The organism is Parasphingorhabdus sp. (assembly GCF_039982415.1).
Classification (GTDB): Bacteria; Pseudomonadota; Alphaproteobacteria; order Sphingomonadales; family Sphingomonadaceae; genus Parasphingorhabdus.
Genome location: NZ_JBDWYL010000001.1, coordinates 275,573 through 302,386 on the forward strand (window position 1 = coordinate 275,573; position 26,814 = coordinate 302,386).

Annotated in this window: 29 protein-coding genes and 2 tRNA genes; 18 read left to right on the plus strand and 13 right to left on the minus strand. The window is 49.4% G+C overall.

The window, feature by feature from the left end; genetic code table 11:
* Nucleotides 1-26: 26 nt before the first annotated feature.
* A complete protein-coding gene (gene katG, locus ABJU74_RS01355) occupies nucleotides 27-2,225 on the minus strand; it encodes a catalase/peroxidase HPI (RefSeq protein WP_348385781.1) in 2,199 nt (732 codons plus the stop codon).
* Nucleotides 2,226-2,492: 267 nt separating this feature from the next.
* Between katG and ABJU74_RS01360 the strand changes: the two genes are divergently transcribed.
* From ABJU74_RS01360 to queE, 6 genes are all read left to right on the plus strand, one after another.
* Nucleotides 2,493-3,677 (plus strand): aspartate aminotransferase family protein, encoded by a 1,185-nt coding sequence (locus ABJU74_RS01360; RefSeq protein ID WP_348385782.1) that lies wholly within the window; start codon nucleotides 2,493-2,495, stop codon nucleotides 3,675-3,677.
* Nucleotides 3,674-4,600: an ornithine carbamoyltransferase gene (gene argF, locus ABJU74_RS01365; RefSeq protein ID WP_348385783.1), complete on the plus strand. Its 927-nt coding sequence runs from the start codon at nucleotides 3,674-3,676 to the stop codon at nucleotides 4,598-4,600. Before ABJU74_RS01360 ends, argF begins: the two co-directional genes overlap by 4 nt.
* Nucleotides 4,600-5,514, plus strand: coding sequence for an Hsp33 family molecular chaperone HslO (locus ABJU74_RS01370; protein WP_348385931.1), 915 nt, complete (start codon nucleotides 4,600-4,602; stop codon nucleotides 5,512-5,514). The genes argF and ABJU74_RS01370 overlap by 1 nt, the downstream gene beginning before the upstream one ends.
* A gap of 149 nt (nucleotides 5,515-5,663) precedes the next feature.
* Nucleotides 5,664-6,071 carry a hypothetical protein gene (locus tag ABJU74_RS01375; RefSeq protein WP_348385784.1) on the plus strand — a complete coding sequence of 136 codons (408 nt, stop codon included), beginning with the start codon at nucleotides 5,664-5,666 and terminating at the stop codon, nucleotides 6,069-6,071.
* Between the two features lie 214 nt (nucleotides 6,072-6,285).
* Entirely contained in the window at nucleotides 6,286-6,975 is a 690-nt protein-coding gene (gene queC, locus ABJU74_RS01380) for a 7-cyano-7-deazaguanine synthase QueC (protein WP_348385785.1), read from the plus strand.
* Nucleotides 6,972-7,616, plus strand: coding sequence for a 7-carboxy-7-deazaguanine synthase (queE, locus tag ABJU74_RS01385; protein ID WP_348385786.1), 645 nt, complete (start codon nucleotides 6,972-6,974; stop codon nucleotides 7,614-7,616). Before queC ends, queE begins: the two co-directional genes overlap by 4 nt.
* Before the next feature lie 3 nt (nucleotides 7,617-7,619).
* Here the strand turns inward: queE and ABJU74_RS01390 are convergent, their stop codons facing one another.
* The gene (locus tag ABJU74_RS01390) at nucleotides 7,620-7,871 is read right to left on the minus strand and encodes a hypothetical protein (RefSeq protein WP_348385787.1); all 252 of its coding nucleotides are present in this window, start codon (nucleotides 7,869-7,871) and stop codon (nucleotides 7,620-7,622) included.
* 44 nt (nucleotides 7,872-7,915) lie between these two features.
* On the minus strand, nucleotides 7,916-8,563 hold the full coding sequence (gene lipB, locus ABJU74_RS01395; RefSeq protein ID WP_348385788.1) for a lipoyl(octanoyl) transferase LipB: 648 nt from the start codon (nucleotides 8,561-8,563) through the stop codon (nucleotides 7,916-7,918).
* Nucleotides 8,564-8,637: 74 nt separating this feature from the next.
* Here lipB and ABJU74_RS01400 point away from each other — a divergent pair, with 74 nt between their 5' ends.
* Entirely contained in the window at nucleotides 8,638-9,390 is a 753-nt protein-coding gene (locus ABJU74_RS01400; RefSeq protein WP_348385789.1) for a glycerophosphoryl diester phosphodiesterase membrane domain-containing protein, read from the plus strand.
* Here ABJU74_RS01400 and ABJU74_RS01405 read toward each other — a convergent pair.
* The 3 genes from ABJU74_RS01405 to ABJU74_RS01415 are packed head-to-tail and all read right to left on the minus strand — an operon-like array spanning nucleotide 9,383 to nucleotide 11,314.
* Nucleotides 9,383-9,967, minus strand: coding sequence for a GNAT family N-acetyltransferase (locus tag ABJU74_RS01405; protein WP_348385790.1), 585 nt, complete (start codon nucleotides 9,965-9,967; stop codon nucleotides 9,383-9,385). The two genes, ABJU74_RS01400 and ABJU74_RS01405, sit on opposite strands and share 8 nt — an antisense overlap.
* Nucleotides 9,968-9,974: 7 nt before the next feature.
* Entirely contained in the window at nucleotides 9,975-10,859 is an 885-nt protein-coding gene (gene hemF, locus ABJU74_RS01410) for an oxygen-dependent coproporphyrinogen oxidase (protein ID WP_348385791.1), read from the minus strand.
* Nucleotides 10,856-11,314, minus strand: a complete 459-nt coding sequence (locus ABJU74_RS01415; protein WP_348385792.1) for a tRNA (cytidine(34)-2'-O)-methyltransferase — start codon at nucleotides 11,312-11,314, stop codon at nucleotides 10,856-10,858. The genes hemF and ABJU74_RS01415 overlap by 4 nt, the downstream gene beginning before the upstream one ends.
* A gap of 171 nt (nucleotides 11,315-11,485) precedes the next feature.
* On the opposite strand from ABJU74_RS01415, the gene petA reads away from it, so the two are divergent.
* The 4 genes from petA (at nucleotide 11,486) to ABJU74_RS01435 (ending at nucleotide 15,163) form a co-directional block, all read left to right on the plus strand.
* Entirely contained in the window at nucleotides 11,486-12,067 is a 582-nt protein-coding gene (gene petA, locus ABJU74_RS01420) for a ubiquinol-cytochrome c reductase iron-sulfur subunit (RefSeq protein WP_348385793.1), read from the plus strand.
* An 11-nt stretch (nucleotides 12,068-12,078) separates the two neighbouring features.
* Nucleotides 12,079-13,350 (plus strand): cytochrome b/b6, encoded by a 1,272-nt coding sequence (locus ABJU74_RS01425; RefSeq protein ID WP_348385794.1) that lies wholly within the window; start codon nucleotides 12,079-12,081, stop codon nucleotides 13,348-13,350.
* Between the two features lie 18 nt (nucleotides 13,351-13,368).
* Nucleotides 13,369-14,223, plus strand: coding sequence for a cytochrome c1 (locus tag ABJU74_RS01430; RefSeq protein ID WP_348385795.1), 855 nt, complete (start codon nucleotides 13,369-13,371; stop codon nucleotides 14,221-14,223).
* Nucleotides 14,224-14,749: 526 nt separating this feature from the next.
* Nucleotides 14,750-15,163, plus strand: coding sequence for a PilZ domain-containing protein (locus tag ABJU74_RS01435; protein ID WP_348385796.1), 414 nt, complete (start codon nucleotides 14,750-14,752; stop codon nucleotides 15,161-15,163).
* Here the strand turns inward: ABJU74_RS01435 and glpK are convergent, their stop codons facing one another.
* Nucleotides 15,164-16,633, minus strand: a complete 1,470-nt coding sequence (gene glpK / locus ABJU74_RS01440) for a glycerol kinase GlpK (RefSeq protein WP_348385797.1) — start codon at nucleotides 16,631-16,633, stop codon at nucleotides 15,164-15,166.
* A gap of 127 nt (nucleotides 16,634-16,760) precedes the next feature.
* Nucleotides 16,761-17,348 (minus strand): DUF4126 domain-containing protein, encoded by a 588-nt coding sequence (locus ABJU74_RS01445; RefSeq protein WP_348385798.1) that lies wholly within the window; start codon nucleotides 17,346-17,348, stop codon nucleotides 16,761-16,763.
* 112 nt (nucleotides 17,349-17,460) lie between these two features.
* Between ABJU74_RS01445 and ABJU74_RS01450 the strand changes: the two genes are divergently transcribed.
* The gene (locus tag ABJU74_RS01450; protein ID WP_348385799.1) at nucleotides 17,461-18,276 is read left to right on the plus strand and encodes an NUDIX domain-containing protein; all 816 of its coding nucleotides are present in this window, start codon (nucleotides 17,461-17,463) and stop codon (nucleotides 18,274-18,276) included.
* A 4-nt stretch (nucleotides 18,277-18,280) separates the two neighbouring features.
* Here ABJU74_RS01450 and ABJU74_RS01455 read toward each other — a convergent pair.
* Both ABJU74_RS01455 and ABJU74_RS01460 read right to left on the minus strand, forming a co-directional pair.
* A tRNA-Arg gene (locus tag ABJU74_RS01455) sits at nucleotides 18,281-18,357 on the minus strand.
* A gap of 130 nt (nucleotides 18,358-18,487) precedes the next feature.
* Nucleotides 18,488-18,793: a hypothetical protein gene (locus tag ABJU74_RS01460; RefSeq protein WP_348422641.1), complete on the minus strand. Its 306-nt coding sequence runs from the start codon at nucleotides 18,791-18,793 to the stop codon at nucleotides 18,488-18,490.
* A gap of 319 nt (nucleotides 18,794-19,112) precedes the next feature.
* On the opposite strand from ABJU74_RS01460, the gene ABJU74_RS01465 reads away from it, so the two are divergent.
* Nucleotides 19,113-20,264, plus strand: a complete 1,152-nt coding sequence (locus ABJU74_RS01465; protein WP_348385801.1) for a PAS domain-containing protein — start codon at nucleotides 19,113-19,115, stop codon at nucleotides 20,262-20,264.
* 100 nt (nucleotides 20,265-20,364) lie between these two features.
* Entirely contained in the window at nucleotides 20,365-21,096 is a 732-nt protein-coding gene (locus tag ABJU74_RS01470; protein WP_348385802.1) for a queuosine precursor transporter, read from the plus strand.
* Here ABJU74_RS01470 and ABJU74_RS01475 read toward each other — a convergent pair whose 3' ends face one another.
* Nucleotides 21,097-21,528 (minus strand): hypothetical protein, encoded by a 432-nt coding sequence (locus ABJU74_RS01475; protein WP_348385803.1) that lies wholly within the window; start codon nucleotides 21,526-21,528, stop codon nucleotides 21,097-21,099.
* A gap of 38 nt (nucleotides 21,529-21,566) precedes the next feature.
* Between ABJU74_RS01475 and ABJU74_RS01480 the strand changes: the two genes are divergently transcribed.
* A complete protein-coding gene (locus tag ABJU74_RS01480) occupies nucleotides 21,567-22,112 on the plus strand; it encodes a 2'-5' RNA ligase family protein (RefSeq protein ID WP_348385804.1) in 546 nt (181 codons plus the stop codon).
* On the opposite strand, the gene ABJU74_RS01485 is transcribed toward ABJU74_RS01480, so the two are convergent.
* The gene (locus tag ABJU74_RS01485) at nucleotides 22,109-23,344 is read right to left on the minus strand and encodes an FAD-dependent oxidoreductase (protein ID WP_348385805.1); all 1,236 of its coding nucleotides are present in this window, start codon (nucleotides 23,342-23,344) and stop codon (nucleotides 22,109-22,111) included. The two genes, ABJU74_RS01480 and ABJU74_RS01485, sit on opposite strands and share 4 nt — an antisense overlap.
* Nucleotides 23,345-23,517: 173 nt before the next feature.
* Here ABJU74_RS01485 and ABJU74_RS01490 point away from each other — a divergent pair.
* Nucleotides 23,518-23,594, plus strand: a tRNA-Met gene (locus ABJU74_RS01490).
* 102 nt (nucleotides 23,595-23,696) lie between these two features.
* Here the strand turns inward: ABJU74_RS01490 and ABJU74_RS01495 are convergent.
* On the minus strand, nucleotides 23,697-24,428 hold the full coding sequence (locus tag ABJU74_RS01495) for a class I SAM-dependent methyltransferase (RefSeq protein ID WP_348385806.1): 732 nt from the start codon (nucleotides 24,426-24,428) through the stop codon (nucleotides 23,697-23,699).
* A 115-nt stretch (nucleotides 24,429-24,543) separates the two neighbouring features.
* Between ABJU74_RS01495 and ABJU74_RS01500 the strand changes: the two genes are divergently transcribed.
* Together ABJU74_RS01500 and trxB are read left to right on the plus strand one after the other, a co-directional pair.
* Nucleotides 24,544-25,713 carry a M48 family metallopeptidase gene (locus ABJU74_RS01500; protein WP_348385807.1) on the plus strand — a complete coding sequence of 390 codons (1,170 nt, stop codon included), beginning with the start codon at nucleotides 24,544-24,546 and terminating at the stop codon, nucleotides 25,711-25,713.
* A 127-nt stretch (nucleotides 25,714-25,840) separates the two neighbouring features.
* Nucleotides 25,841-26,806, plus strand: coding sequence for a thioredoxin-disulfide reductase (trxB, locus tag ABJU74_RS01505; protein ID WP_348385808.1), 966 nt, complete (start codon nucleotides 25,841-25,843; stop codon nucleotides 26,804-26,806).
* Nucleotides 26,807-26,814 lie beyond the last annotated feature (8 nt).

A 26,814-nucleotide genomic window follows, 5' to 3' on the forward strand; every position in this document is an offset into this window, starting at 1 on the left:
CTTAACGGTTGCGACCCGTTATTTTATTAAGCGAGATCGAAACGATCTGCATTCATCACTTTCGTCCATGCAGCAACAAAGTCAGAAACAAATTTCTGTTCATGGCCATTTTCTGCATAAACTTCAGCAACAGCACGCAGCTGTGAGTTGGAACCGAATACCAGATCGGCCCGTGTGCCGGTCCAGCGCTGAGCCCCGCTGCTGCGATCCTTGCCGATAAATTCCTCTTCATCACTGCCTTCAACGGCTTCCCAAACGGTGCCCATATCAAGCAGGTTGACGAAAAAGTCATTGGTAAGCTGGCCAGGTCGTTCGGTCAGAACACCATGGCTGCTATTGCCGCTATTGGCGCCAAGCGCGCGCAATCCGCCGACCAGGACGGTCATTTCCGGAACACTTAGTTTCAACAGGGAAGCGCGATCGAGCATAAGTTCCTCGGTTGGAACACTATGCTTGGCGGACAGATAGTTACGGAAACCATCGGCTTTAGGCTCTAAGGGCTCAAAGCTTTCTGCGTCCGTCATTTCATCGGTCGCATCGCCGCGGCCACTTGCAAAAGGCACTTCAACATCGAAGCCTGCATCTTTAGCTGCTTTTTCAACTGCCGCTGAACCACCCAGGACAATCAAATCAGCAATGCTGACATTATGGTCGCCTTTGATCTCTTCCAACTTGGCAATGACTTTACCCAGTTCAGCCGGATCATTAGCTGCCCAATCTTTTTGCGGAGCTAAGCGGACGCGTGCACCATTGGCCCCGCCGCGATGATCGGATGACCGGTAAGTGGATGCTGAGGCCCATGCTGCCTTGACCAATTCGCTGACCGTCAATCCGCTGTCCAAAATAGCCTGCTTCAACGACGCGACATCGCCAGCGCCGAGGATTTCACCGGCAGGTACCGGATCTTGCCAGATCAAATCTTCAGCAGGAACTTCAGGCCCTTGGTAACGGATTTTGGGACCCATATCGCGGTGACATAATTTGAACCAAGCGCGCGCGAATGCGTCGTCCAGTGCGGCCTGGTCATTGCGGAAACGCTCAGAAACTTTGCGATATTCCGGGTCAATTTTCAAAGCCATGTCCGCGGTGGTCATCATGGTTGGGACCTTTTTAGAAGGATCCGCAGCATGAGGAGCCATGTCTTCTTCTTTCTGATCAATGGGCTGCCATTGCTGCGCACCGGCAGGGCTTTTCACGAGCTCATATTCATAATCGAGCAGAAGCCGGAAATAATTTCCATTCCATTGCGTGGGCGTGGAAGACCAAGATCCTTCCAGGCCGGATGTGATGGCATCACCGCCAACGCCAGAAGCGTGGGTGCTGAGCCAACCAAAGCCTTGCGCAGTGATATCGCCGCCTTCGGGTTCAACACCCACCAGACCTGCATCACCGGCACCATGGGCCTTACCAAAAGCATGTCCGCCAGCGGTCAGAGCAACGGTTTCTTCGTCATTCATCGCCATGCGCGCAAAGGTTTCGCGCATATCACGGGCTGACAATGCCGGATCAGGATTGCCGCCTGGCCCTTCCGGATTGACATAGATTAGTCCCATTTGAATGGCAGCCAATGGATTTTCCAGCAGCAAATCCTGATCAGGGTCGATCCGGGTTTGCACGCCTTCGTTGACCATCTTATCTTCATTGCCCCAATAAATATCTCTTTGGGGTTCAAACGTGTCGGCACGACCGCCGCCAAATCCAAATACCGGTCCACCCATTGATTCAATCGCCACATTGCCGGCTAAAATGAACAGATCGGCCCAGCTGATTTTTTCACCATATTTTTGCTTAACCGGCCAAAGCAAACGGCGGGCTTTGTCGAGATTGCCATTATCAGGCCAAGAATTTAGCGGTGCGAAACGCTGTTGTCCTTCACCGGCGCCACCACGACCATCGGCAGTACGATAAGTACCAGCTGCATGCCACGCCATGCGAATGAAGAAAGGACCATAATGCCCGTAATCAGCAGGCCACCAGGGCTGGCTGTCGGTCATCAAAGCGGTTAGATCATTTTTAAGGCCTTGATAGTCAATCGACTTGAACGCTTCGGTATAGCTGAAATCATCGCCCATAGGATCGGGAGATGTGCCGCCTTGGCTGAGAATGTTTAGCTCGAGCTGATTGGGCCACCAGTCTTGGTTCTGCCGTCCTAGAAGTGAACGTACACCACCATCGAAACCCATTGGGCAACCTTCGATTTTGGCTCCAGGTGTTTTCATATCCATGCGAATCTCTCCTTGTTAAATAATAGGGGTATATGGGCTTAAATTAGGTCATTTATAATACATGTTTTTGTGTTTGCTAAATCAATTAAAACATTCTGTTTGATTGCCTTACTCGATTAATAATCAGGACGCCTACAGATCGACAGATATCAATCGCAAAGATTGACCGGCCTTCTAATCAGGCATATAAGGCAAGCCATTGAAAGAGGCGACCAATCGGGTCGCCTTTTCTGTTTTTCTGCGCCCTTGTTTTGGAAGGAAATTATAATGACGATTACCCCGCTCATGCCCGTATATCCTCGGTGTGGTTTTCGTCCCGTCCGCGGCGAAGGTGCTTGGTTGATCTCAGAAGACGGGAGTCGCGCGCTTGATTTTGCTACCGGTATAGCGGTGAACCTGTTGGGGCATGGTCATCCGCATCTGACTAAAGCAATTCAGGACCAAGCGGCGACATTAATGCATGTTTCCAACCTCTATGGCAGTCCGCAAGGCGAGAAGCTCGCGCAGCGTATGGTCGATACCACATTTGCGGACACTGTATTCTTCACCAACAGCGGTGCTGAGGCGGTTGAATGTGCGATAAAGACGGCACGGGTTTATCACCAATCCCAAGACAGCGACCGGTTTGAAATCATCACATTTAAAAACGCCTTTCACGGACGAACCATGGCGACAATTTCGGCATCGAACCAAGAAAAAATGCATCATGGTTTCTCTCCATTGCTCAATGGTTTCAAATATGTCGATTTTGATGATTTGGCGGGAGCAGAGGCAGCGATCGGCCCGCAAACTGCTGCTTTTCTGGTGGAGCCCGTACAAGGTGAGGGCGGTGTCCGCCCGGCATCTCAAGAATTCATGCAGGGACTGCGGGCGCTCGCCGACAAACATGGCCTATTATTGGTGCTTGATGAGGTCCAATGTGGTGTGGCGCGGACCGGCGCGCTTTATGCCCATGAACTTTACGGCATAACGCCTGATATTATGGCCAGTGCCAAAGGCATTGGTGGTGGTTTTCCCTTTGGCGCTTGTTTGGCCACGGAAGACGCGGCGCGGGGAATGGTGCCCGGAACGCATGGATCCACTTATGGCGGCAATCCTTTGGCTATGGCCGCCGGTAACGCTGTCTGGGATGTTGTCGCCAATGATGAATTTCTCGATAATGTAAAGGACATGGGCAATAAGCTGCGTGCCGCGATTGAGCAATTTATTGGCAATTATCCGGCTTTATTTAAGGGCGTCAGGGGACATGGTTTGATGCTCGGGATTACCATGACTCAAGAAACGCGATCATTTGTCGCTCATTTGCGAGACAATCATGGCCTTCTTACGGTCGCTGCAGGGGATAACACGCTGCGGATATTACCGCCTCTGAATATCGAAGAGAGCCATGTCGCGACATTTATTGAGAAATTGTCCGCAGGTGCGGCTGACTATGAGGCACCCGGCTCATGACGCGGCATTTTTTGAATTTGGCGGATGCCGGCGGTGATGCGGTTGCCGCGATGTTGAATGATGCGATGGATCGTAAGGCCATTCGGACTTCTTGGCCGAAAGGCAAAGCCGACGCTGACGCGCCTTTGGCAGATCATGTATTGGCCATGATTTTTGAAAAAAGCAGCACGCGTACGCGCGTGTCTTTTGATATGGCTATCCGCCAATTGGGCGGAACAAGTATCGTCATGGATAGTGGTTCCATGCAGCTTGGCCGGGGAGAAACCGTAGCTGACACCGCAAAGGTGCTTTCCCGGATGTGTGATGCCATCATGATCCGCACGGATGATCACGCCAAGATCGAGGAATTGGCTGCAAATGCCACAGTGCCGGTGATAAATGGTTTGACCGATTTGTCGCACCCTTGTCAGATTGTCGCCGATCTATTGACTTTGATAGAGCATGATAAGGCGCTGCCCGGGCTTGAAGTGGCTTGGTTGGGCGACAGCAATAATGTTTTGAACAGTATCGTCGAAGCTGCCGGTCTAATGAAGTTTAATGTGCGCATCGCTTGTCCGGAAGGCTATGATCCGAATGTGGATTTTATAAGCGCTGCGCAAGCATCTGGCGCACGCATCTCGATATTTCGTGACGCGATGGAAGCCGCTGCGGATGCTGATGTCATCGTTGCGGACACTTGGGTGTCCATGGGACAAGCGCACGCAGACGCCAAAATTGACGCAATGATGCCCTATCAAGTCAATGACGTGATCATGGAGCAAGCTAAAAATAATGCTGTATTTCTGCACTGTCTTCCCGCTCATCGGGGTGAAGAGGTTATGCCGTCTGTGATTGATGGGAAGCAGTCGCTGGTTTGGGATGAAGCAGAAAACCGAATCCATGCGCAAAAGTCGATTTTGCGATGGGCTCTTGAGCAAATATGATGGCGAGTCAGTCCGATAGCGCCACATTAATAGACAAAAATCTCTCTTTTTCTATTCCGGCAAAACATTGCCGGGGGCGAACGGTCAGACTTGGACCTGTGCTTGATGATATACTGTCGGCGCACAATTATCCGGCCCAGATAAAGTCTGTTTTGTCTGAAGCCGTCTGTTTGACCGCAATGCTCGGGGCATTGCTGAAAGAAGAGGACGCTCAGTTGACATTGCAAGCTCAGACTGAAAATGGCGTGATTAGCTTGTTGGCATGTGACTATAAAAATGGCGATGTGCGCGGTTATGTTCAATTTGACCACGACCGACTAGTTAGCCAGCCATTGGAGCCCAGTTTGATGGCCTTGTTTGGCAAAGGATATCTAGCCATAACTTTTGATCATCCGGAGCCGCGCGGCCGCTCGCAGGGTATCGTTCCGCTGGAAGGGGCCAGTCTAGCCGATGCGGTTCAAAATTATTTTATGCAATCTGAACAGATCCCGACGATTATTCGGGTACATCTGGAGTCTGAGGGAGATCATATTGTCGCGGGTGGCTTGCTTGTCCAGCATTTGCCAGATGGCGAAGAAGGCAAAGAAAGACTGCATGTTCGGATGAATCATCCCGAATGGGAGCATGTTGCGATAATGGGTGGCAGCGTCCAACCCGAAGAGCTTGTAAACAAAGCACTTCCTTTAGAAGACTTACTATGGCGCCTGTTTAGTGAGAGCGACGAAGTGAGGGTTTTGAGCGGTAAACCGCTCGTTAAGGGTTGTCGGTGTAATGAAGATCATATTCGGGACGTAATCGCGCGATTCCCAAAGGAAGATAAGGAGGATATGGTCGACGAAAAAGGGCTGATTTCTATTGATTGTGCCTTTTGCAGCAAAAAATTCAGCATCTCTGTTGCAAGTTTAAACAATTGATAAAATTGAACTTTGCTTCGAATTTTTGGAAAATCGTCGAAAACATACAATTAATCGCCGCAATTGAGCGCGATATTGGCCACATTCTTACGCTAATGAATAATAAGATCAGTTTAACCGTAGAACAATCGACCAGAAGGGCGCCAGTTATGAAAGCTATCACACTGATGAAAACGGTTAGCGTTTCGACAGCTGCATTCTTGGCATTTGCCGTTTCGGCGCCTGCGCAATCACCCGATCTGGTGCTTTTGGATGGCTTACAAAAAGGCGAATGGACCCTGAAAGCGCGCGGATCGAATGAACCGGGCAAGAAAGTATGTTTGGGCGATCCAGGCATTTTGCTACAAATTCAGCATGGCGATACCGCATGTTCTCGCTATGTCATTCAAGACACCGTGAATAGCGTGCGTGTTAGTTATAAATGCGGCAGCGCCGACCATGGCGTAACCACAATTAAGCGGGAATCCAGTGGACTGGTGCAAATTCAGTCTCAGGGGATTAAAGGCAATGCTCCATTTTCCTTCAATGTCGAAGGCCGGCGGACTAGCAGCTGTTAGGTCAAACAGATAGCCATCTGACGTTTAACGAAATATTTACTATGATTTCCTATTGAGTGATTATCACGCTTAAGCTTGATATCCTCCCTTTGGGTTTTACTAGAAACCCGACTAGGCCGCATTCCTCTGGATTCGCGGCCTATTTTTTTGTCATCCAATATATTGCGTACCTGAACACTTGATTGTGTTCGAGAAGGCGACTAGCGGGTCGGATATGGCTCAAAAGCAAAAAAAAGCGATCGTGTTGCTGTCGGGCGGACTGGATTCGATGGTGTCTGCCGCAATAGCACGGGAACAGGGATTTGACGTTATTGCGCTGACCGTTGATTATAACCAACGGCACAAAATCGAACTCAAATCTGCGCAACGCATCGCAGAAACTTTGGGTGTCATCGAACATATTATTTTGCCGCTCGATCTCAGTCGATTTGGCGGCTCTGCGCTGACTGACGATATTAATGTCCCTAAATCCGGCGTTAGTGATGATATTCCCGTTACTTATGTTCCGGCTCGTAATTTGATTTTTCTCTCGCTGACATTGGGTTTGGCAGAAGCACGAGATGCGCGTGATATATTTATCGGCGTGAATGCCCTGGATTATTCAGGCTATCCGGACTGCCGCCCGGAATTTATTCAGGGGTTTGAGAAATTAGCGGACCTGGCGACCAAGGCGGGCGATCAAGGAAGTGGTTTCACGATTCAGACACCTCTTCAATATTTGACCAAAGCGGATATTGCCAAAGAAACCGAACGACTAGAAATTGATCCGGGTTTGAGCTGGTCTTGCTATGATCCTTCTCCGGGGGATTTGCATTGCGGCCTTTGTGACAGTTGTCGGTTGCGACAAAAAGGTTTTGAAGAAGCGGGCTTGATCGACCCCACCGTCTATGCGCAGCAGCCATGAGTTACGCGGTCAAAGAAATATTTCTAACGCTGCAAGGCGAGGGGATTCAAGCCGGCCGACGGGCTGTCTTTGCTAGGCTCGCGGGTTGCAATCTCTGGTCAGGTCTCGAACAAGACAGAAGCCGTGCGATCTGTCAATTTTGCGATACGGATTTTGTGGGAATGGATGGTGAAGGTGGTGGGCGGTTTGCAGATGCAGCTTCATTTGTAGAAGCTATCACCCAAAAATGGGGTGATGGTAACCTGGGTAGGTTTGTCGTGTTAACCGGCGGCGAGCCGATGCTTCAAGTGGACGAACCCTTAATCAATGCATTGCACGAAGCGGGGTTTGAAATTGCGATAGAATCCAACGGGACAATAGCGGTTCCGCGATCGATTGACTGGATCTGTATCAGTCCAAAAGCGGGCAGTGAGACTGTTCAACGTTCTGGCGATGAACTCAAGCTGGTCTGGCCGCAATCGGGCAGCGATTGGCAAGAGATGCAAGATTGGGATTTTGCAAATTTTTTGTTGCAGCCGATGGATGCGCGTGGCGATGAACAGGAAAGTGCAGCCAATCTCAATGCGGCAATCGCATTTGTCCAGGCGCACCCAAAATGGCGGCTATCTTTGCAAACCCATAAAATTTTGGGACTAGCCTAAACCTTATTCTTCGTCGTCACTTTCGCTTGAATTATCGGATTCAGATTCCGCGTCACTGCCTTCAGCCAGTTCATCACCGGTTTCTTCTGCATCGACATCCACCATGTCATCATTAATGGTTCCGTCAATTACATCCACTTCGTCCATTCTGGTTTCTGTTACTGTTTCAGCTTCCGGGGCTTCAGCGTCATCCGAGCAGGCCGCTGCGGATAAGGATAATAGGGCAATGATGGAAATCTTTGGCAAAAATGTCATGGAAAATCCTATATTATTTAGGCCACTACCATATCGCGTCTATTTTATTTGGCAATTGCGGCGAAGAAGTTCGGTGCGGTTTTCTTTAGGGCCGCATCAAAGTCATTCATCGTTGCATTGATGCCCAATTGATGAAGACTGGTGACTGGAAATTCACTAATTCCGCACGGGATAATGCCGGTAAAATGACTAAGGTTGGGATCAACATTTACAGAAAAGCCGTGCATCGTCACCCATTTCCGAATGCGAATACCAATTGCGCCGATTTTCGCCTCTTGGCCTTGCGGTGTATCACACCAAATTCCTACACGCCCATCGATGGCCCGCGCTTCCACGCCAAATTCGGCTAAGGCCAAGATAACCCAATCTTCCAACGCATGTACAAAATTTCGGACGTCCGCTTGGCGCCGTTTGAGGTCCAGCAGGACGTAGCCAACCCTTTGTCCCGGGCCGTGATAAGTGTGTCGTCCACCGCGCCCAGTATTAAAAACGGGAAATGCCTCACTGAGCAATTCTGCTGGATCCGCGCTCGTGCCAGCCGTGTAAAGCGGAGGATGTTCGAGGAGCCAAAGCAATTCCGATTGCTCTTGGTTGTAAATGGCGGCGTTGCGCTTTTCCATCGTTGCCAAGGCATCCGGATAGTCCACTTTTTCGGTTTCAACCCGCCATTCAATGTTAGAAATATCAGTCATAAAAATTCCGTGCACAATTGCAGGGAAAGTGGCAAGGGGTCGGTCGATGGAATTCAAATTTAGAGGCGAAGCGAATGAAGCTCAATTTCATGGACTGTTGGAATGGCACGCTGGCAATTTTGCGCGCTCATAAAGAAGCGATTATCGCCATTTCGGGTGTGTTTGTGTTTCTGCCGACGTTGCTCATGGCGCAGTTTGTCGGACAACCCGCATTGCAAGGCACAGAAGATCTGAACGCTGCAATGAGCGCCTATTCAACGTTTTTCCAAGATAATGCCACTGCAATTATCCTGTCCAATTTGATTATCAGCTTTGGCGGTTTCGTTATATTTTTTACGATAGCGCGCGCGCATAGCGGCACGCTCGCGGATGATTTGGGCAAGGCCATGCGGTTTTTTCTGTTCTTCTTACTGGCCAATATATTAACCGGTCTGATCACTTTGGCGGGTTTCATGCTTTTTATCATCCCGGGATTTTACGTCGCCTGTAGAATGGCCCTGGTTCCAATCGTGATTGCTGATCAAGAAGAACGTAATCCTCTCGAAGCGGTCAAAAAAAGTTGGGCTATCACCAAGGATAATGGCTTTTCGATTTTGCTGCTGGTTCTGATTATCGCCATTATCGGAGCGATTACCGTGGGTGTCATCCAAATGATTGTTGGTTTGATCATTGGAGTGGCAACAGGCGGCGCTGGCTGGGCTTTGCTGGAAAATATCGTATCCGCTCTCGGCAGCGCTGTTTTGGGCGTATTGTTTACGGCGCTGATTGCTTCGATTTACAATCAGTTGACAGGTAAAGGGTCAAATGTTGCAGAGGTGTTTAACTAACCGTTCCGATCAGCGGAACATGCGGTGCGGCTGATTTAGGCAGAATACCGGTGAGGCGTGGGTCGGGGTGCGTATCAGTCGCTCTCTTATATGCCGTAAATCCAACCTTTTGATAAAAGGATGGAGCGCGCGGTGAATCATTTGTACAGGTATGCAACCAAACTCGCACGATATCAGTTCGCCATGCATGGGCCAATGTTTCAGACATAATCTCCCGGCCAAGCCTTTTGCCGTTCATTTCGGGAATGATTCCGAAATATAAAATTTCACATTGGCTGGTTTGACTAAAGTCCAATTCCACAAAGCCAATTTTCCGGTCTTGGAAAATGATGTGAAAAATCGTGATGTTAGGATCATTTATTGCAGAATGCAGATCGTCGTCACTGAGCAATAATCGCCCAAACCAAAGCCATTCCTGCCCAACCTGTTTAAACAATTGACGATATTCGGAAATATTCGGATTCTGCCAAATGGTCAACTGGATATGTTCTGATGGAATAAGGGTAGGGCGGCTGTTCATTTCAAAATAGGTGACAACCACCGCCAGGTCTTTGTCCGGAATTTCGGTCATCGGCATCAGGTCATCACTCCCATTTCGCTTCTGGTGGCAGGCTCATTAAAATGGCATCTACATTGCCGCCAGTTTTCAGCCCGAAAGTCGTGCCTCGATCATAGACCAAGTTAAATTCAGCATAGCGCCCGCGCCAGACCAGCTGCTCCTCTTTCTCTGCACTGGTCCACGGCAAGCCCATGCGCCTACGCACCAATTTTGGAAAAATATCGAGAAAAGCTTTGCCCACTTCCTGGGTAAACGCAAAATTGCGATCAAATTCTGCGTCGTTTTCCAGTTCCAGATGGTCATAAAAAATGCCACCGACACCGCGATGCATTTTGCGATGGGGAATATAAAAATAGTCATCTGCCCATTTTTTAAATTTTGCGTGACAATCGGGGTCGTGGCTGTCGCAAGCGGCTTTTAAACGCGCATGAAAATCCGCTGTATCTTCTTCGTAAGGAATGGGGGGGTTGAGGTCGGCTCCACCGCCAAACCATTTTTTGGTCGTGCACAAGAAGCGGGTGTTCATGTGAACAGCTGGAACATGAGGGTTCGCCATATGCGCGACGAGACTGATGCCGGTTGCGAAAAAATGCGGATTTTCAGCCGCGCCGTGGATGGATTTGGCGAATTCTTCGCTGAAGGTTCCATCAACAGTCGATATATTCACTCCGGCTTTTTCGAATATCTTGCCGTTAATGACTCCACGAACGCCGCCACCGCCGGGAGATCCATCAGGATTTTTTCGGTCCCAGTTGATAAATTCAAACCGAGCGTCACTGCCGGCTTCTGCTTCTATTTCTTCAAACGCATTGCAGATTTTATCGCGCAATTCTGCGAACCAATTCTGCGCTTTGCGTTGCTGGTCATCCAATGGATTGTCATTTTCCCGGACGGGGGCTTTTACAGTCATTGCGAAAATTGTCCTGTTTGTCTTAACGCTTCGCCCAGTGCCATGCCTGCAGACACGGCAAGGTTCAATGACCGCATGCCGTTTTTCATCTTTATTGTGATTCGATCATCCGCGCGATCTCTCACATTAGATGGCACGCCTGCGCTTTCGGAACCGAAAAGCAAAATATCGTCTGGATGAAAATCAAACCTGTGATAGGCCTGCTCTGCCTTGCTGGTCAGCAAAACGATCCGAGCCGACTGTGAATCGACTTTTGCGAGAAACGCATTCCAATCCGCATGCCGCGTAAAATCAACATGATCAAAATAGTCCATCCCAGCGCGTTTCAGGCTGCGATCGCTAAACGGAAAACCGCATGGTTCGATGATATCGACCGCTACATTGAAACATGCGCATGTCCTTAGAATCGTTCCTAAATTTCCAGCAATATCGGGTTGGTAAAGGGCTACTCTCATCAGACCTGTAACATGGAGTGAAATATAATGTTCGGTCAATCAAAAATTGACTGTTGGCAAACCATAGTCTTCGCGGCTATCAGGCGCGCCAATAGCTGCCGAATAACTTATTGAGGCTTTTGCTTTGATCTGGCAGATAGGGGAAATAACCAAACGTAAGGGCATGTTTGCATGGCTAGTGTTGATTCAGCAGTTGAACCAAGTGATTCGGCTGTTTCGGAAGCGGAAATTGGAGGCGTTCGGCGCCGCGACTTCATCAATATCGCGGCAGTAAGTTTTGGCGGGGTTGGGGTCGTAGCAACGGTGTTCCCCCTCGTAAACCAGATGAACCCCAGCGCAGATGTTTTGGCGTTGTCATCCATCGAAGTCGATATTTCTGCCATCGAGCCGGGACAGGCGATTAAATCGAGCTGGCGCAAGCAACCTATTTTCATTCGGAATCTCACGGCTCCTGAAATTGAAGAAGCCAATAAAGTTGATCTTTCCGGCCTTCGTGATCCCGAAAGTTTAGCCGATCGTACCCAGCCAGGGAAAGAAAACTGGCTGATCACGCTCGGCGTTTGTACCCATTTGGGTTGTGTTCCGCTCGGCGCTGCACAAGGTGAAGTCAAAGGCGAATATGGCGGCTATTTCTGTCCATGCCATGGTTCGCACTATGATACGGCAGGTCGGACTCGCAAAGGTCCCGCACCAACAAACCTAGAAGTTCCGGAATATAGTTTCCTATCAGATACCGTCGTGAAAATCGGCTAGGGGCAAGAAAAATGAGTTTTCCTTGGGCACAAGAATATAAGCCAACCACCGAATTTGGTCAGTGGATGGATGACCGGCTTCCAATCGGACGCCTTGTTTATAACAGCCTTGGTGCTGGATATCCGACACCGCGCAATCTCAACTATATGTGGAACTTTGGTTCGCTAGCAGGTGTTTTTCTGGTTGTTCAGATTGTAACCGGAATTATTTTGGCGATGCATTATGCCGCAAATGCTGACATTGCGTTTGATTCCGTTGAACATATTATGCGGGATGTAAACAGCGGTTGGATGATCCGCTATGCGCACGCCAATGGAGCGAGCTTTTTCTTCATCGCTATTTATCTGCATATTGGACGGGGATTATATTACGGTTCCTATAAAGCCCCCAGAGAGATGATTTGGCTACTCGGCGTGGTCATTTATCTGTTGGCCATGGCTACTGCCTTTATGGGCTATGTGTTGCCTTGGGGACAGATGAGCTTCTGGGGCGCCAAAGTCATTACCGGTCTGTTTGAAGCAATTCCCTTGGTGGGTAAGCCAATTCAGGAACTGCTATTGGGTGGTTTTGCTCCGGATAATGCGGCTTTGAACAGGTTTTTCTCGCTGCACTATTTGCTGCCGTTTGTGATGGCGGGCGTGATTATCCTGCATATTTGGTCCTTACACATCCCAGGCTCTAACAATCCAACGGGCGTGAATGTTAAAGGGAAACAAGACACTGTGCCGTTCCATCCTTTCTATACCGCGAAAGATGGCTGGTTCCTTGGATTGGCATTGATTTTCTTCACGGCGATGATGTTCTTCCTGCCAAACGCATTGGGTCATGCTGACAATTATATTCCGGCTAATCCGCTGTCGACACCGGCGCATATTGTTCCAGAATGGTATTTCTGGCCATGGTACGCAATTTTGCGAGCCTTTACGTTTGATTTCTTCTTTATACCGGCCAAGCTATTGGGCGTTTTGGCGATGTTCTCAGCCATTTTAGTCTGGTTCTTCTTGCCTTGGCTAGACCGTTCGCCGGTCCGCTCAGGCAATTATCGCCCGCGCTTCAAGAAGTTTTTCCTATTCGGTCTCATTCCTTGCATCGTGGTTTTGGCCATTTGCGGTGGAGCACCAGCGGAAGAACCATATGTGATGCTGAGTCAACTCGCGAGTGCCTATTATTTTGCGCACTTCCTGATCATTTTGCCGCTCCTTTCTCGGATCGAGAAACCGGAGCCACTGCCAAATTCTATAACAGAAGCAGTGACCGGCAAACCACTAGAACAAGCCAGCTAAGAAACAGGGATCTGTGTAATGGTAAGATTTTTTGGAATATTGATTGGTTTGTTCTTCGCTGGAATGCTGATCTACTCATTTGGACGCGGAGCGGCGGAATATATTGCCAACCCTCCCGAAAAAGCAGTCGAATATCAATTTCATGAAGAGCCAAAGAAAATCTCTTTTGCGAGTGATGGGCCATTTGGAAAATTTGATAACCAACAGCTGCAACGGGGCTTTCAGGTTTACCAAGAAGTTTGTTCCTCCTGTCATGGAATTAGATTGGTTGCTTTTCGTAACTTGGCGGAACTGGGCTACAATGAAGCGGAAGTGAAAGCCATTGCAGCCAATTGGCTAATCGAAACGCCTGCGGTAAATCCTGACACCGGGGAAGCATCAACGCGGCCCTCAATTCCAGCGGATAAGTTTCCACTGCCATTTGCCAATGACGTCGCTGCTGCACTTTCGAACAACAATGCGATTCCGCCAGATTTGTCATTGATCACAAAGGCTCGCGGTGGCGGAGCACCTTATATCTATTCCTTGCTAACGGGCTATACGGACCCTCCAAAGGATTTGCCTGAGGCTAATCGGCCTGGGGCAGGGCTGCATTATAATCCCTATTTTGCCAATTTGAATATTGCCATGGCTCCACCGATTACGTCTGATGGTCTGGTGACCTATTCGGACGGAACAGAGGCTACAATCTCTCAAATGGCAGAAGATGTATCCGCCTTTTTGATTTGGACGGCAGAGCCTTCGCTGATCAAGCAAAAACAAACAGGCTGGGCGGTTATAGCTTTCTTGATCATTGCCACAATTCTTGGATATTTGTCCTACCAAACCATTTGGGCGGACGTGAAAGCTGAGAAAAAGAAAAAAGACGCCTGATATTTCAGATAATATCGCGCACAAAAGGGCCCGTCAGAAATGGCGGACCTTTTTTGTTGAAGGAAAGGCGATGGATAGCTGGTTCGTTTGCAATGGGGAGTGCTGCTATTGCTGCGTCTTCTTCTGCCTATCGTAGGCAGGCGCGTCCATTGACGGTTTTTGTTCCGCCGCTACGGTAAACCACAATCCAGCCCAAATCGCAGCGATCAGCGCGATCATAAACACGATTTTTACCAGTTGGCCAAGGCCACCCCTAATCATTCCACCCACTTCATTTCGTTCATTCTTACGAACATTCCCAATTCATTAGATAATCAAAAAAAAGGGAGTCTATGTCAGAGGGTCAATAAACGGATGGATTTTGATATCCAAACTTACCAATCCGGAGGCTAAATGCCGCAACACAAGGCCGATGCTTGCCAGTATGACCGATCGTGATTGCTTACGGATGCTCGCGATACAGAGGCTTAATTTTCACCGCCGCCAACCGTCAATGCTTGTGGAAGTATAAAATTGGACAGCAAGGATGACGAAGTCGCTAGAAAACATTGAGTTGGACAAAGGCCAATCGGTCTTCCGTGAACCGCGGATACGCAAATTGGTGAAGGTGGAATTATTTTCCGGTGTGTCCGGGCCCTATGAAGCCATTGTTCGCAATATTTCCACTTTCGGTGTGCGTGCGACTTCGCCCATAGCTTTAAGGCCCGGCCAATCCTTGGAAATTGTCAAAAAAGGCTTTGGAAAAGTTTCCGGAACGGTGCGCTGGATTGGCGAAAATGAATTTGGCATGTGCTTTGACGAACCAATCGACATTGAACAGTTTAACTTTGAATCACAAAATGATCGGGGGCATTTCGTGAAGAAGATTGACAATGGTCATGTCTGGACCGGTTTTCAAACTGGGATAAGTACCAAACGGCCAGGCTTTTCTAGAAACTGATTAGGACAAAACAGCTTGAACGGCGGCGGTCCAACCGTTGAGTCGTTCCTCGCGCGTCTCCGTTTGGATCGCAGTATGATAGGTTTCCAAGCCTGAGATCATGACAGACGCGCTTTCCAGAGAGTCATAAAGCCCGCAGCCCACTGCCGCGAGCATGGCTGCTCCCAAGGCCGTGGTTTCAAAAAATTCCGGTCGTTCCACTGGAATATTCAAGATATCGGCAAGGTCCTGCACCATCCAGTCATTGGCCACCATCCCGCCATCAATTCTCAAGCTTTGCCAGTCCGTACCATCAGCAGAAAAGGCGGTTTTCAGATCATGGCATTGGTAAGCCATTGCTTCGAGCGCAGCGCGGGCAATATGCGCTTTGGTAGCCGCAAAGCTCAAGCCGGAAATTGTCGCTGTCGCATCGGCTTTCCAATGGGGAGCGCCAAGACCGGAAAGAGCCGGGACAAGAAAGACACCGCCATTGTCTGAAACGGAGCGAGCCAATTCTTCACTTTCCCCAGCATATTGGATCAAATGAACTTCATCGCGCAGCCATTGCATTAGGCTTCCTGCAACAAATACTGATCCTTCCAAGGCGTAAACTCTTTCCCCGTCGAGCTGATAGAGTATGGTCGACAATAAGCGATTTTCGGAAGTTGGAGGCGTTTTCCCGCAATTGGTGAGGATGAAGGCACCAGTACCAAATGTAGCTTTTGTCTGACCAATTTCCAGGCAGGCTTGGCCGATAGTGGCGGCTTGTTGATCACCCGCCGATCCGCAAATAGCAATCGGGCCGCCAAATAGCTTGCTCGACGTTGCGCCAAGATTTCCCGCGCAATCGACAATCCGGGGCAAGGTTTTTTTGGGTATCTGAAAAATGGATAATAGTTCATCATCCCAATCCTCTCCGCCCAGTGGCAGTAACATCGAGCGACTGGCATTGCTTGCATCGGTAATATGCTCGCCACCGGTCAATCTGAAGATCAGGTAGGATTCGATGGTGCCAAAGGCCAAATTGTCGCCAGCAGCAGCCACTTCGGGCCAATTTTCAAGCATCCAGCCGATTTTGCTGCCGGAGAAATAAGGATCCAACAAAAGCCCGGTTTTCGCTTGGACCAAGGGTTCCAGTCCCTGTGCCTTCAAGGCATCACAGGTGCTCGCTGTTCGCCGATCCTGCCAAACAATGGCATTGCAAAGCGGTTCGCCATTACGCTTGTCCCAAGCAACAATTGTTTCGCGCTGATTGGTAATTCCAATGGCGGCGATTTTTTCCGCTCCGCCGGCCTGTTCGATCATTTTTTGGCAACAGCGCAACGTCTTGGTCCAGATTTCCGCCGCATCATGTTCAACAAGGCCAGGGGCCGGGTAATATTGTTGGAGTTCTTCTTGCTGAGAGCCGTGCAGTTTGCCGTCTGCTCCAAATAGCATGGCCCTTGTCGAGGTTGTTCCCTCATCGATAACCAAAATTTGCTGAGTTGCCATAGAGTCCCGTTTCGTTGCTTCGCAGAGACGCTAATTTATCAACCTCAAAAGGCAAGCAAAAGCGCAATTGGGTAATGGACAGGTAAAATTGCAGCGCGGATCTGAGAAATCTCGTCAGCGGGTCACGCTAATTTCCGCTGGATACAATTTTGCGCCACAAGCGAAAGCCTTTGTACACCAGAAACAAACAAAGAATGAGCAAAATTGATGCGATTGCCAGCGCTGCGATCGGATTGGCAAAGGCAAGAACAAGAAGGCCGCCCGTTGCTATATCTTCGCCGGTTGACACTACGGCGTTACTTACCGGTTCGGGACTGGTGTTCACAATGGCGCGGGCTCCGGCTTTGGCGCCGTGGCTCATCAAGGCTGCGCCGCCGCCCAATAAGAAGATCACCACTTGCCAAGCGGGATCGCTGGAATCAACAACCGCTAGTGCCAACAAGGCACCGCCAATGGGACGGATCACGGTATGAATTGTATCCCAAATACTATCCAACCACAGGATTTTATCTGCAAAAAATTCTGCCAGAGCGCCGACCGCGCTAATCCCCAAAACCCAAGGATTAGCCAATGCATCCAGCATTTGAAGATTTTCAGGCAAGCTAATCCATTGCAAACGCATGGCCAGTCCGGTGACAAATACGGTCAAATATAAGCGCCAACCTGACAATAGGCTTACGCTTCCGGCTAATCCTAGTAATTCGACGATCCCCATAGAGCCTGATTGCCACGATATTGCTTGATTAGCAAATTTGGATGACTGTCGATTAAAGCAGACGGCGGTTCTAGCGCTTTACTTTGTCCGGACATGCTGGTCATAAGTCTCTATGACAGAAAATAACCAACCCAACACTCTTGATGCGTTAACCGGCAAGCCTATGCCCAAACCGATTCCGGCTTCGACTTTGGTCATATTTCGCGATCAATCAGGCGAGCGCGCTCCCGATTTATTAATGGTAGAGCGATCAGCTAAAATGGCTTTTGCCGCCGGCGCCGCTGTCTTTCCGGGTGGACGAGTGGATGAGGCGGACTATGATTTTGCACGAAGTCTTGGTCATGATGATGTCGAAGAATATGGCGCGCGCATCGCTGCTATCCGTGAATCCCTTGAAGAAACGGGGATTGCCGTCGCCGTGGACGGCGATCTCAATGCTAGCAATCTGGTGGAAGCGCGTGAGGCATTACATAATGGCACGGTTTTGTCGGAAATTTGCACCCAATATGGATGGACTCTCCGCTTAGAAAAGCTTGTCCCCTTTACACGGTGGTGCCCGCCTTTTGCTGAAAAGCGAGTATTTGATACGCGCTTCTATATGATTTCTCACGATGATCATGAGGCTGAAGCGACGGTTGATGAAACCGAAAATTATAATCTGTTCTGGGGCAGTGCCCAATCCGTTCTAGACAAGGCCGAGGCAGGCGATGTCAAAATAATCTTTCCCACGAAACGCAATTTGGAGAGATTGGCGCAATTTGGTTCCTTTGTTGAAGCCGTTCAGCATAGTAGCGAATATCCGGTGACCATGGTCTCTCCGACGGTTGAGAAAAAGGGAGAGATTGTCCATTTGTGTATACCGGAAAATATTGGCTATCCGATAACTTCAGAACCCATGGAAGCGGTGCAGCGCGGATTTAAAAAGTAAAAATTGGCGCGCCCGACAGGAGTCGAACCTGTGGCCTCAAGATTAGAAGTCTCGCGCTCTATCCAGCTGAGCTACGGGCGCGCGCCTTTGAAAACCATATTATTCGCAGTTTTCTGGGGTTCAGCGGGTAGACAGGATGGATGGCAATGTCAACCAATTGATCGGGCCATATTGAGCTTGGGAGCACAGTTTTCTTTGCGGCACGGGTATATTATACGAGCGCCAATTTGCGCATTTTGGCCACTGACCCGAGATAGGAATCCATATCAGCTTTGCCACGTTGCGTTAGCATGATCGATTTTCCGCGAGGGTCATCGTCATTATGGGCAATTTTGATGAAGCCTTTGTCATGTAAAACTTCGATCCAACGCAAGCCTGTGGTTGGCGACATATTCCCTAAAGTTGCCATTTCAGTGACGGATGGATGGCGTTTGCCACTGCCCGACGAGAGCAGGGCCAATAAGATGTTGAGGCTATAGCCACCAAAAGCAATATTGCCGAAATGGCTTTTTCTCAATTCCAGTTCCTTGCGTAGCAACTTCGCCAAATTTTCACTTGTAATCGAATTTCGGGTCTCGTGTGAATCCCGAACGGCTGCCCCCGTGTCTTCCATTTCACATGACTTTCAATATATCTACTAAAGTGAGAATACATTTATTTGTGCTTTATGCAATAATCTGTAAAAAAATGAAACATATCCTATTTGTTGGTGTTTAGAATTACCGTTTAACGTTAGAGAGAAGCTTGTATATTTGCAGTCAGGATGGCTTTATGGCCTATCCGGCGGATAAACAGGTTGTTGCAGGGCCTCGAGGAGAATCTACCCGGTGGAGAATATGGACGACAAAGAGGCAACCACAAAAGGGGCGGCTCAAACCCATCCCTGGTATGGTGGACTTGAGTTTCGTACGCTCGCCGAGTCTATTCCTGCTCTTGTCTTTGTTGGCGATACCAACGGAGCCAATATATACAGCAATGCGCAGTTTTCGCGCTATACCGGATTAGCCGCCGAAGAAATTCTCGGGGACCGTTGGCTCAAGGTCATCCACCCCGATGATCAACAACGCGCGGCTTCCACTTGGCTCGAAAGTTGGACCAAAGGCGTCCCATATGACACCAAATACCGCTTCCGGAGATTCGATGGCGAGTATCGTTGGCATGTCGTGCGAGGGACTCCCGTGCGCGATGCCAATGGCAATATTATTCGCTGGATTGGATCGTGCACCGATGTCGAAGATATTATCGCTCAGATGACTGTCCAAACCCAGTCCGAAAAAATCTTGGAGGCGTTGGGAAAAGCATCGGACCTCATAGTCTATGCCAAAGATGCTGATGGCCAATTTATTTACGCGAACGAAGCGGTGCTCGATACCGTCAGCCAAAAAAGGCAATCAATTTTAGGGAAATCGGCTGAGAATCTGGCGGTGGAAGATCAAGAAGGCGCGGCAATTTCTGAAAATGATGCGCTCGTCCGAGAAACGGGTAAAGCGCATACTGTATTAGAAAGTTGGACATTGGCTGGTGCAGAGACCCGGCATTTCCGATCAACCAAAGTTCCGCTCTCGCTTCCCGATGGGAGTGTCGGAATAGCGGCCTTGAGTTTTGATATTACGGAATCGGTTCTGGCCAAACGCAATTATCAGGAAGCGACGGCTCATTCCCAAATGCGGATAGACACTTTACCCATGATTACGTGGGTATGTGACGAGTTGGGACATATTGTTGAGGTTAATCAGGCCTGGCATGATCATGCAGGCTTTAACGCCGGGCATGATGTCAATTTTCGCGATATCATCATGCCGGAATCGATCGATAATTTCTCGGATCACTGGATTTTTTGCGTTGAAAATGATCAGATTCTCGACATTGAAGTTAATGTGCGGGATCATATCACGCAAACCGCATTGCAACGCCGCGCACTGGCGATTCCGATGCAACGTCAGCATAATGGTAAAAATCAAAAACTCTGGTATGGGAGCTTCTCCTAACCGCACGATGTCGGTTTTAAATGGATTGCCCTGTGGGCGCGTGGGAACAGATTTCGGTTAAGGGATTGAAACTTAGTATTTATCGGTTAATCATCCGGAGATGAGCGAAAAACCTGTCATTAGGAGCAATGCGGCTAGTCAGGCGGGGCATAATTTTCGCTATTTCGACTTTGTAATGGCCGCGTTTGTGACCATCTTGCTTTTGTCCAATATTATCGGAGCGGCCAAACCGACATTTGTCACGCTAAACGGCGAACAATGGGTTTATGGCGCGGGCATTTTATTTTTCCCGCTGGGTTATGTGATTGGTGATATTCTCACCGAAGTTTATGGATATGCTAGAGCGCGAAGGGTGATTTGGGCCGGTTTTGCTGCATTGCTATTCATGGCGTTCATGAGCTGGGTGGTGGTGAGTTTGCCGCCCGCTGCCGGTTGGGAAGGGCAGGCAGCCTATGAAGCTGTGTTTGGTCAAGTACCGCGCATCGTCGCGGCCTCGATTATCGCTTTTTGGGCGGGAGAATTTGTAAATAGCTATGTCATGGCTCGGATGAAGGTCTGGACGCAAGGCAAAGCATTATGGTCGCGAACCATAGGATCGACGGTCGTGGGGCAGGGTGTCGATAGCCTGATATTTTATCCCCTCGCATTTTGGGGCATTTGGGAAACTTCGGCTGTTGTCACTGTAATGGTGACCAACTGGATTTTGAAGGTCTTATGGGAAGCGGTCCTCACCCCGGTTACTTATGCGGTTGTGGGCTGGTTAAAGCGCCGCGAAGGGGTGGATATTTATGACGAAGAAACCAATTTTACGCCGTTCAGTACGGCGACCTGATTATCGTAGTAATTGTTGCCGATCGGCCCAACGTACAAACAGATAAAGGCCGAGAGACACTATCGGTATCGCGACCGGCATCAGCCAACCACTTTCGTCTAAATATTCAATATAACCATCCAAAAGAAAAAAACTGCTAAACTGGACGATAACAGCGAGCAGTGACAAGAGCAGCAAACGGATCGCAATAGGCTTGCGCAGCAGCAACATGACCGAACCGATAAACCCGGCTATGACCGCAACAGCAAAGGCAGCAGAAGCCCAAAAAGGCCGCGCGGCATAAAGATCCTGTTCAACTTTACTCAATTGCGCAAAATCTTGAGCGGACATCGTGAATTCGGCAACATAAGCGGCGACACCGGCGCCGTTCCAAAGCAAGGCGAAAATTCCGACGAGCCAATACCATATGGGGGGTGTTTTTTCTTGAACCATGATGGAGTCCTCCTGTTGGTCAGATAATCATTTGACCGTTGAACTGCGAGCTTTATTCAATATTGGCCATGGCAGCGTTGAACAAACCGATTATCATGACGGCGATTATGGGTCGCCAAGACTTTGCGTGGGCCGATCAGCGACGACGGCAATACTATCCCCCTGATCGCAATATTTTGCCGGCGCATATCACCTTATTCCATCATCTACCGCCGCAAGCTTTGGCTGAAATCAAACAAGCAGTAAAAGATATGACTGGGATGAACCATCCGCCGAAGACGTCATTGCACCGCTTAATCCATCTGGGTAATGGCGTGGCCTATGAGTTGCACGCCCCAGATCTATTGGCAATGCGAATGGAATTGGCGGATAAATTTCATGGTTTAACCGTCTTGCAAGATCAACAAACGCCCAGGTTGCACATCACCATCCAAAATAAAGTGTCGCCAAAAGACGCCAAACAATTAGTGACCCAATTATCCGCAGAATTTGAACCGCGGCCATTTGAGATAAAGGGATTGGCGCTTCATTATTATGAAGACGGGCCTTGGCAATCTATCGGTGAATGGCCTTTTCGCGGTTAAGCGCGCTCGACTTCTTTTATCGGAATGCTGGTATTTGCCAATTGTTCAATGTCCAATGTCAGACCAGCCTCGACGAGCTTGCGCCCTTGAACATAATCTTTGGTCGCGTTCACACAGTCGAGTGCAATGACCTTTCCATCTTTTAGATAGACAATGGAAAAGGTTCGGTTCGCTGGATCTCCGCGGACAATATAGTGATCATGTCCGGTCGATAGGCCAACTGTTTGCAATTTTAGATCAAACTGGTTGGACCAGAACCAGGGAACCGAATCATATTCACAATCTTCACCCATAATGTCCAAAGCCACCACTTTGGCTTGATCATTGGCATTCTGCACCGATTCAAGGCGGATATGCGCGCCATCTGCAAAGCGGTTGCTATGGGCTGCGCAGTCACCAATGGCATAAATATCTTCCAAACTGGTCCGGCAATGTTGATCCACATCAACGCCATTGCCCGCTGCGGCTCCAGCCGCCACTAAGGGGCCTGTTTCCGGTATAATACCGATGCCGATAATGAACATTTCTGCAGCAAATTTTCGGCCGTCGGTAAGCTTGGCGGCAATGGCCATTCCATCTTCGTTGGTCTCAAACGCATCAACCATGGCTTCCAGTTCTACGCTCACACCCTGTTGACGATGTTCCTCTTCATAAAAGCGGGACAATGTCTTGCCCGCAACGCGAGACAAAACCCGGTCCATAGTTTCCAAGATGGTCACTTTTTTACCCAATTTCGTCAATACAGCGGCAGCCTCAAGGCCAATATATCCGCCGCCAACCACCACCACTTTCTCGGTTGTGGGCAAGGCTGCCATGATTTTATCTACATCGGCGCGTGAACGCACTCCGTGAATATTGCGCGCTTGGCTGCCCGGACAGTCTAGCATGCGCGGTGATCCGCCGGTTGCCCAGATAAGCTTTCCAAAACGTACTTCGTCGTCCGTACTCAAGGTTACCTTTTTGTCCATGGGATCGACTTTGGATACGCGGCATCCGGTCAACAGATCAATTTTGCGCTCGCTCCAGAAGCTTTCCGGGCGCAACATGATGCGTTCAAAAGGCTTGTCTCCGGCCAGATATTCCTTCGAAAGGGGCGGGCGTTCATACGGTGGGTATTTCTCATTGCCCATTAAGCCAATCGTACCTTCAAATTTTTGCTGCCGCAGGGCAATAGCGGCATTTGCGCCGGCATGGCCTGCGCCAACGATCAATATGTCGTAGGAAGTGTTCATCTTCGGCCCCTTTGCGCCGCCATCCGGCAAGGAGAAGACTGTTAGCGCGGATGGTCGCTGGGTTGCAAGTACAAGAAAATGATCCGCAACTTGTTGACCGATAACTATGCTATGACTATAGCGCCGCGATCCAAGGTTTTTTGAAGCGTCCTATTGCAATCAAAAAATATGTTGGCGGAGTAGCTCAGGTGGTTAGAGCAGTGGAATCATAATCCATGTGTCGGGGGTTCGAGTCCCTCCTCCGCTACCAGAAAACTGCGGTTTTTGACACGGTGCTTCCGAAGATTGTCGAATAACAGAGGCGATTTTATTGAAATTGCTATACTGGGATTGGGATGAACATCATTACAGCTTAATTTTTCACGATGAGCCGATAGCCTATGTCGAGGCTGTCTTCATTGAGCAACTGCCCGTAGCTTTGGGTCCAGGCTCCGGACTCAAGATCCTCTTCCAACTTTGTCAGGGCATCGGACAGATTGCCCAATTTGGAGAAAGTTGAGATGGCCGATCGTACATTGGGATCGAGATAAGCATGGGGACGCCGCCAATACGCGCCGAGAAAGCCATCTGTGCAATCATTTGGGATGGGAACCGGATGCACTTCAATGTCCCCCAATATTGCCTCAAATCGACTAATATCCGGCATGATCGGTTGGTCGAGGGTGATAATCTCAGGGATATAGTCTGCTAACCAGAAATATGGGGCTTTGGGATCAAATGTTAAAATAACCAGGCGATCGCGAGCAACGCGGCGCATTTCAGAAAGTCCGGTTTCAAATTGTGTCCAATGATGCACCGTCAGTACCGCCATGGCGGCATCAAATTGATTGTCATCAAAAGGCAGATTTTCAGCCGTCCCTTGAACGACTGGTGCAGCATCTGATGCGCGTTGTTCAATCATGGCTGCCGATGGTTCCAATGCGAATAGGGTGCGATCTTTGGGTTCATAAGAACCGGTGCCAGCACCAATGTTCAAGATTGTTTCGGCATTTCCCAAAGCTTGATTAATCCTATCAGCGATCCGCTGGTCCGGTTTGCGAAGATTGGAATAACCAATGCCGATGCGATCATATAAAGCGCTCATGATGCTATCGTATAATCGGGGGGAGAAACTTCCAAGGAAAAGATCGCGCAGTTCCTGATTGCCAGTTTGGATGGCATCTGGCACTTACGCGGCAACAGGACAGGAGAGGTAATATATGACGATTAACCCGGTTGAGGAAACCGCGAAGCTTATCGATTCTTTGGGCCCAGAAGCGCTCAACAAAGCTGCGGAATATACCGCTGGCGGCCATTGGCTGTTGCTCTGGGGCGTGTTGGTTTCGGCCGTGGTGACTTGGATTGTCGTACGATGGGGGCTTCTCGATAAAATATGGACGAAAATGGCGGCGCGGAGCTGGGCATTGAAGACATTTGTCACCAGTGCGGTGTTCGCCTTTATATCCACCCTCCTTTTTTTACCATGGACTATCTATACCGATTGGTGGCGCGAAACCGGCTATGATCGCACGAGCCAACCTATTGGCGATTTCCTCTCTCAAGGTGCGATTGGACTGATTCTTTCGGTATTTGCCATGGGTTTGTTTTTTCTAGGCGTCTATGCTCTTATCCGCAAAACCGGGAAGCTTTGGTGGTTGTGGTCAGGCGGATTGGTCGCGGGTGTTACAACCTTCATGCTGCTCGTTTCTCCGATTTTAATCGAGCCACTGTTCAACGATTTTAAGCCGGTTCCTGAAGGAGAAGTGCTAACAGCGATTGAAGCCATGGCCGATGAGGCGGATATTCCGCGCGATCGGATATTCATGTTTGATGGTTCACGGCAATCCAATAATTTTACCGCCAATGTTTCGGGCGTCTTCGGTTCAGCTCGTATCGCGATTTCTGACGTGGCCTTGAAGGAAGCCTCGTTGGATGAGGTGAAGGCCGTCACCGGCCATGAAATTGGTCATTATGTGCTGGGCCACATTTGGCGAATGGTTGGCGTTCTCGTGCTTTTGGCGATTGTCAGCTTTTTTCTTGCGGATCGATTATTTCCATGGTTTGCGCGCAAATTTGGCAGTGGAGCTACAATTGGTGACCCAACCGGTATCCCGGTGTTGATATTTGTAATGGGCCTATTGCTGCAGCTTACCCAGCCCTTAACTAATGGCATTACGCGTATGGGGGAACGCGAGGCTGACAATTATTCTCTGCAAACGGTCAACTTGCCAGATGCTTTGGCTGGCGCGCTGATCAAAACCGCGGAATATCGCTATCCACGCCCGTCCGCACTGCAGGAAATGCTCTTTTATACCCATCCTTCGGTCGAATGGCGCGTGCGCAATGCGATGGATTGGAAAGCTGAGCAGGGCGCGCGAGAGGCAGAATAAGGCTGCCCTGGTGAAATAAAAATCTCGCCTTCTGACAGCGATTCTTCTGCGCTCGGCTCTTGCCGAAAGCGGGATTGCGTCCCTATGTGGAAGGGGTAAACGAATCCAGCGAAACTAGGATAATCAAATGACCGAAATACATCGTACCAAAATGCTGATTCTGGGCTCCGGGCCCGCCGGTTTAAGCGCCGCAATATATGGTGCTCGCGCTGGCTTGGAGCCGATTGTTATTCAAGGCCTGCAGCCCGGCGGACAGTTAACGATTACAACCGATGTCGAAAACTATCCGGGATATCGCGATGTGGTACAAGGGCCGTGGCTTATGGAAGAAATGCAAGCTCAAGCCGATAAGGTTGGAACGCGGACGATGTTTGACACGATCGTTGATGTCGATATTTCCCAGCGACCATTTCGGATGATTGGTGATGGCGGAACTGTTTATGAGGGCGATACTTTGGTCATTGCCACCGGCGCACAGGCCAAATGGCTAGGCGTTGAAGGCGAAGAAGCGCTCGGTGGCAAAGGTGTATCCGCCTGTGCGACCTGTGATGGCTTCTTCTATCGCGGCAAAAAAGTGGTGGTTATTGGTGGCGGAAATACCGCAGTCGAAGAAGCGCTTTATATGACCAATCACAGTGATGATGTGACGTTGATTCACCGCCGGGACAGCTTGCGATCTGAAAAAATCCTGCAGGATCGGCTTTTTGCAAATCCGAAAATAACCGTTATGTGGAACAAAACAGTCGAAAAATTCGTCAGCGGTGGTGATCCTGAAGGATTGGTTGGTGTGGATTTGGTTGATACCCAAACAGGTGAAAAAAGCCATTTGGAAACCGATGGTGCATTTGTGGCTATTGGCCACGCGCCGGCAACCGAAATATTCAAAGACCATCTCGATCTGATCGATGGTGGCTATATTGAAGTGGAGCCAGGCACACCAAAAACCAAAATCCCTGGAGTTTTCGCCTGCGGAGACGTGATGGATCATGTCTATCGTCAAGCGGTTACGGCAGCTGGTACGGGGTGTATGGCGGCGCTTGATGCTGAGCGGTTTTTGGCAGCAGAGGAATTTGAGTTGCTGGCGGCCGAATAAAGCACCGG

Excerpts from the sequence above, each read along its gene's own strand:
- katG (WP_348385781.1), bottom strand. The coding sequence starts at position 2,225 with ATGGATATGAAAACACCTGGAGCCAAAATCGAAGGTTGCCCAATGGGT.
- ABJU74_RS01360 (WP_348385782.1), top strand. The coding sequence starts at position 2,493 with ATGACGATTACCCCGCTCATGCCCGTATATCCTCGGTGTGGTTTTCGT.
- argF (WP_348385783.1), top strand. The coding sequence starts at position 3,674 with ATGACGCGGCATTTTTTGAATTTGGCGGATGCCGGCGGTGATGCGGTT.
- ABJU74_RS01370 (WP_348385931.1), top strand. The coding sequence starts at position 4,600 with ATGGCGAGTCAGTCCGATAGCGCCACATTAATAGACAAAAATCTCTCT.
- ABJU74_RS01375 (WP_348385784.1), top strand. The coding sequence starts at position 5,664 with ATGAAAGCTATCACACTGATGAAAACGGTTAGCGTTTCGACAGCTGCA.
- queC (WP_348385785.1), top strand. The coding sequence starts at position 6,286 with ATGGCTCAAAAGCAAAAAAAAGCGATCGTGTTGCTGTCGGGCGGACTG.
- queE (WP_348385786.1), top strand. The coding sequence starts at position 6,972 with ATGAGTTACGCGGTCAAAGAAATATTTCTAACGCTGCAAGGCGAGGGG.
- ABJU74_RS01390 (WP_348385787.1), bottom strand. The coding sequence starts at position 7,871 with ATGACATTTTTGCCAAAGATTTCCATCATTGCCCTATTATCCTTATCC.
- lipB (WP_348385788.1), bottom strand. The coding sequence starts at position 8,563 with ATGACTGATATTTCTAACATTGAATGGCGGGTTGAAACCGAAAAAGTG.
- ABJU74_RS01400 (WP_348385789.1), top strand. The coding sequence starts at position 8,638 with ATGAAGCTCAATTTCATGGACTGTTGGAATGGCACGCTGGCAATTTTG.
- ABJU74_RS01405 (WP_348385790.1), bottom strand. The coding sequence starts at position 9,967 with ATGCCGATGACCGAAATTCCGGACAAAGACCTGGCGGTGGTTGTCACC.
- hemF (WP_348385791.1), bottom strand. The coding sequence starts at position 10,859 with ATGACTGTAAAAGCCCCCGTCCGGGAAAATGACAATCCATTGGATGAC.
- ABJU74_RS01415 (WP_348385792.1), bottom strand. The coding sequence starts at position 11,314 with ATGAGAGTAGCCCTTTACCAACCCGATATTGCTGGAAATTTAGGAACG.
- petA (WP_348385793.1), top strand. The coding sequence starts at position 11,486 with ATGGCTAGTGTTGATTCAGCAGTTGAACCAAGTGATTCGGCTGTTTCG.
- ABJU74_RS01425 (WP_348385794.1), top strand. The coding sequence starts at position 12,079 with ATGAGTTTTCCTTGGGCACAAGAATATAAGCCAACCACCGAATTTGGT.
- ABJU74_RS01430 (WP_348385795.1), top strand. The coding sequence starts at position 13,369 with ATGGTAAGATTTTTTGGAATATTGATTGGTTTGTTCTTCGCTGGAATG.
- ABJU74_RS01435 (WP_348385796.1), top strand. The coding sequence starts at position 14,750 with ATGACGAAGTCGCTAGAAAACATTGAGTTGGACAAAGGCCAATCGGTC.
- glpK (WP_348385797.1), bottom strand. The coding sequence starts at position 16,633 with ATGGCAACTCAGCAAATTTTGGTTATCGATGAGGGAACAACCTCGACA.
- ABJU74_RS01445 (WP_348385798.1), bottom strand. The coding sequence starts at position 17,348 with ATGGGGATCGTCGAATTACTAGGATTAGCCGGAAGCGTAAGCCTATTG.
- ABJU74_RS01450 (WP_348385799.1), top strand. The coding sequence starts at position 17,461 with ATGACAGAAAATAACCAACCCAACACTCTTGATGCGTTAACCGGCAAG.
- ABJU74_RS01465 (WP_348385801.1), top strand. The coding sequence starts at position 19,113 with ATGGACGACAAAGAGGCAACCACAAAAGGGGCGGCTCAAACCCATCCC.
- ABJU74_RS01470 (WP_348385802.1), top strand. The coding sequence starts at position 20,365 with ATGAGCGAAAAACCTGTCATTAGGAGCAATGCGGCTAGTCAGGCGGGG.
- ABJU74_RS01475 (WP_348385803.1), bottom strand. The coding sequence starts at position 21,528 with ATGGTTCAAGAAAAAACACCCCCCATATGGTATTGGCTCGTCGGAATT.
- ABJU74_RS01485 (WP_348385805.1), bottom strand. The coding sequence starts at position 23,344 with ATGAACACTTCCTACGACATATTGATCGTTGGCGCAGGCCATGCCGGC.
- ABJU74_RS01495 (WP_348385806.1), bottom strand. The coding sequence starts at position 24,428 with ATGAGCGCTTTATATGATCGCATCGGCATTGGTTATTCCAATCTTCGC.
- ABJU74_RS01500 (WP_348385807.1), top strand. The coding sequence starts at position 24,544 with ATGACGATTAACCCGGTTGAGGAAACCGCGAAGCTTATCGATTCTTTG.
- trxB (WP_348385808.1), top strand. The coding sequence starts at position 25,841 with ATGACCGAAATACATCGTACCAAAATGCTGATTCTGGGCTCCGGGCCC.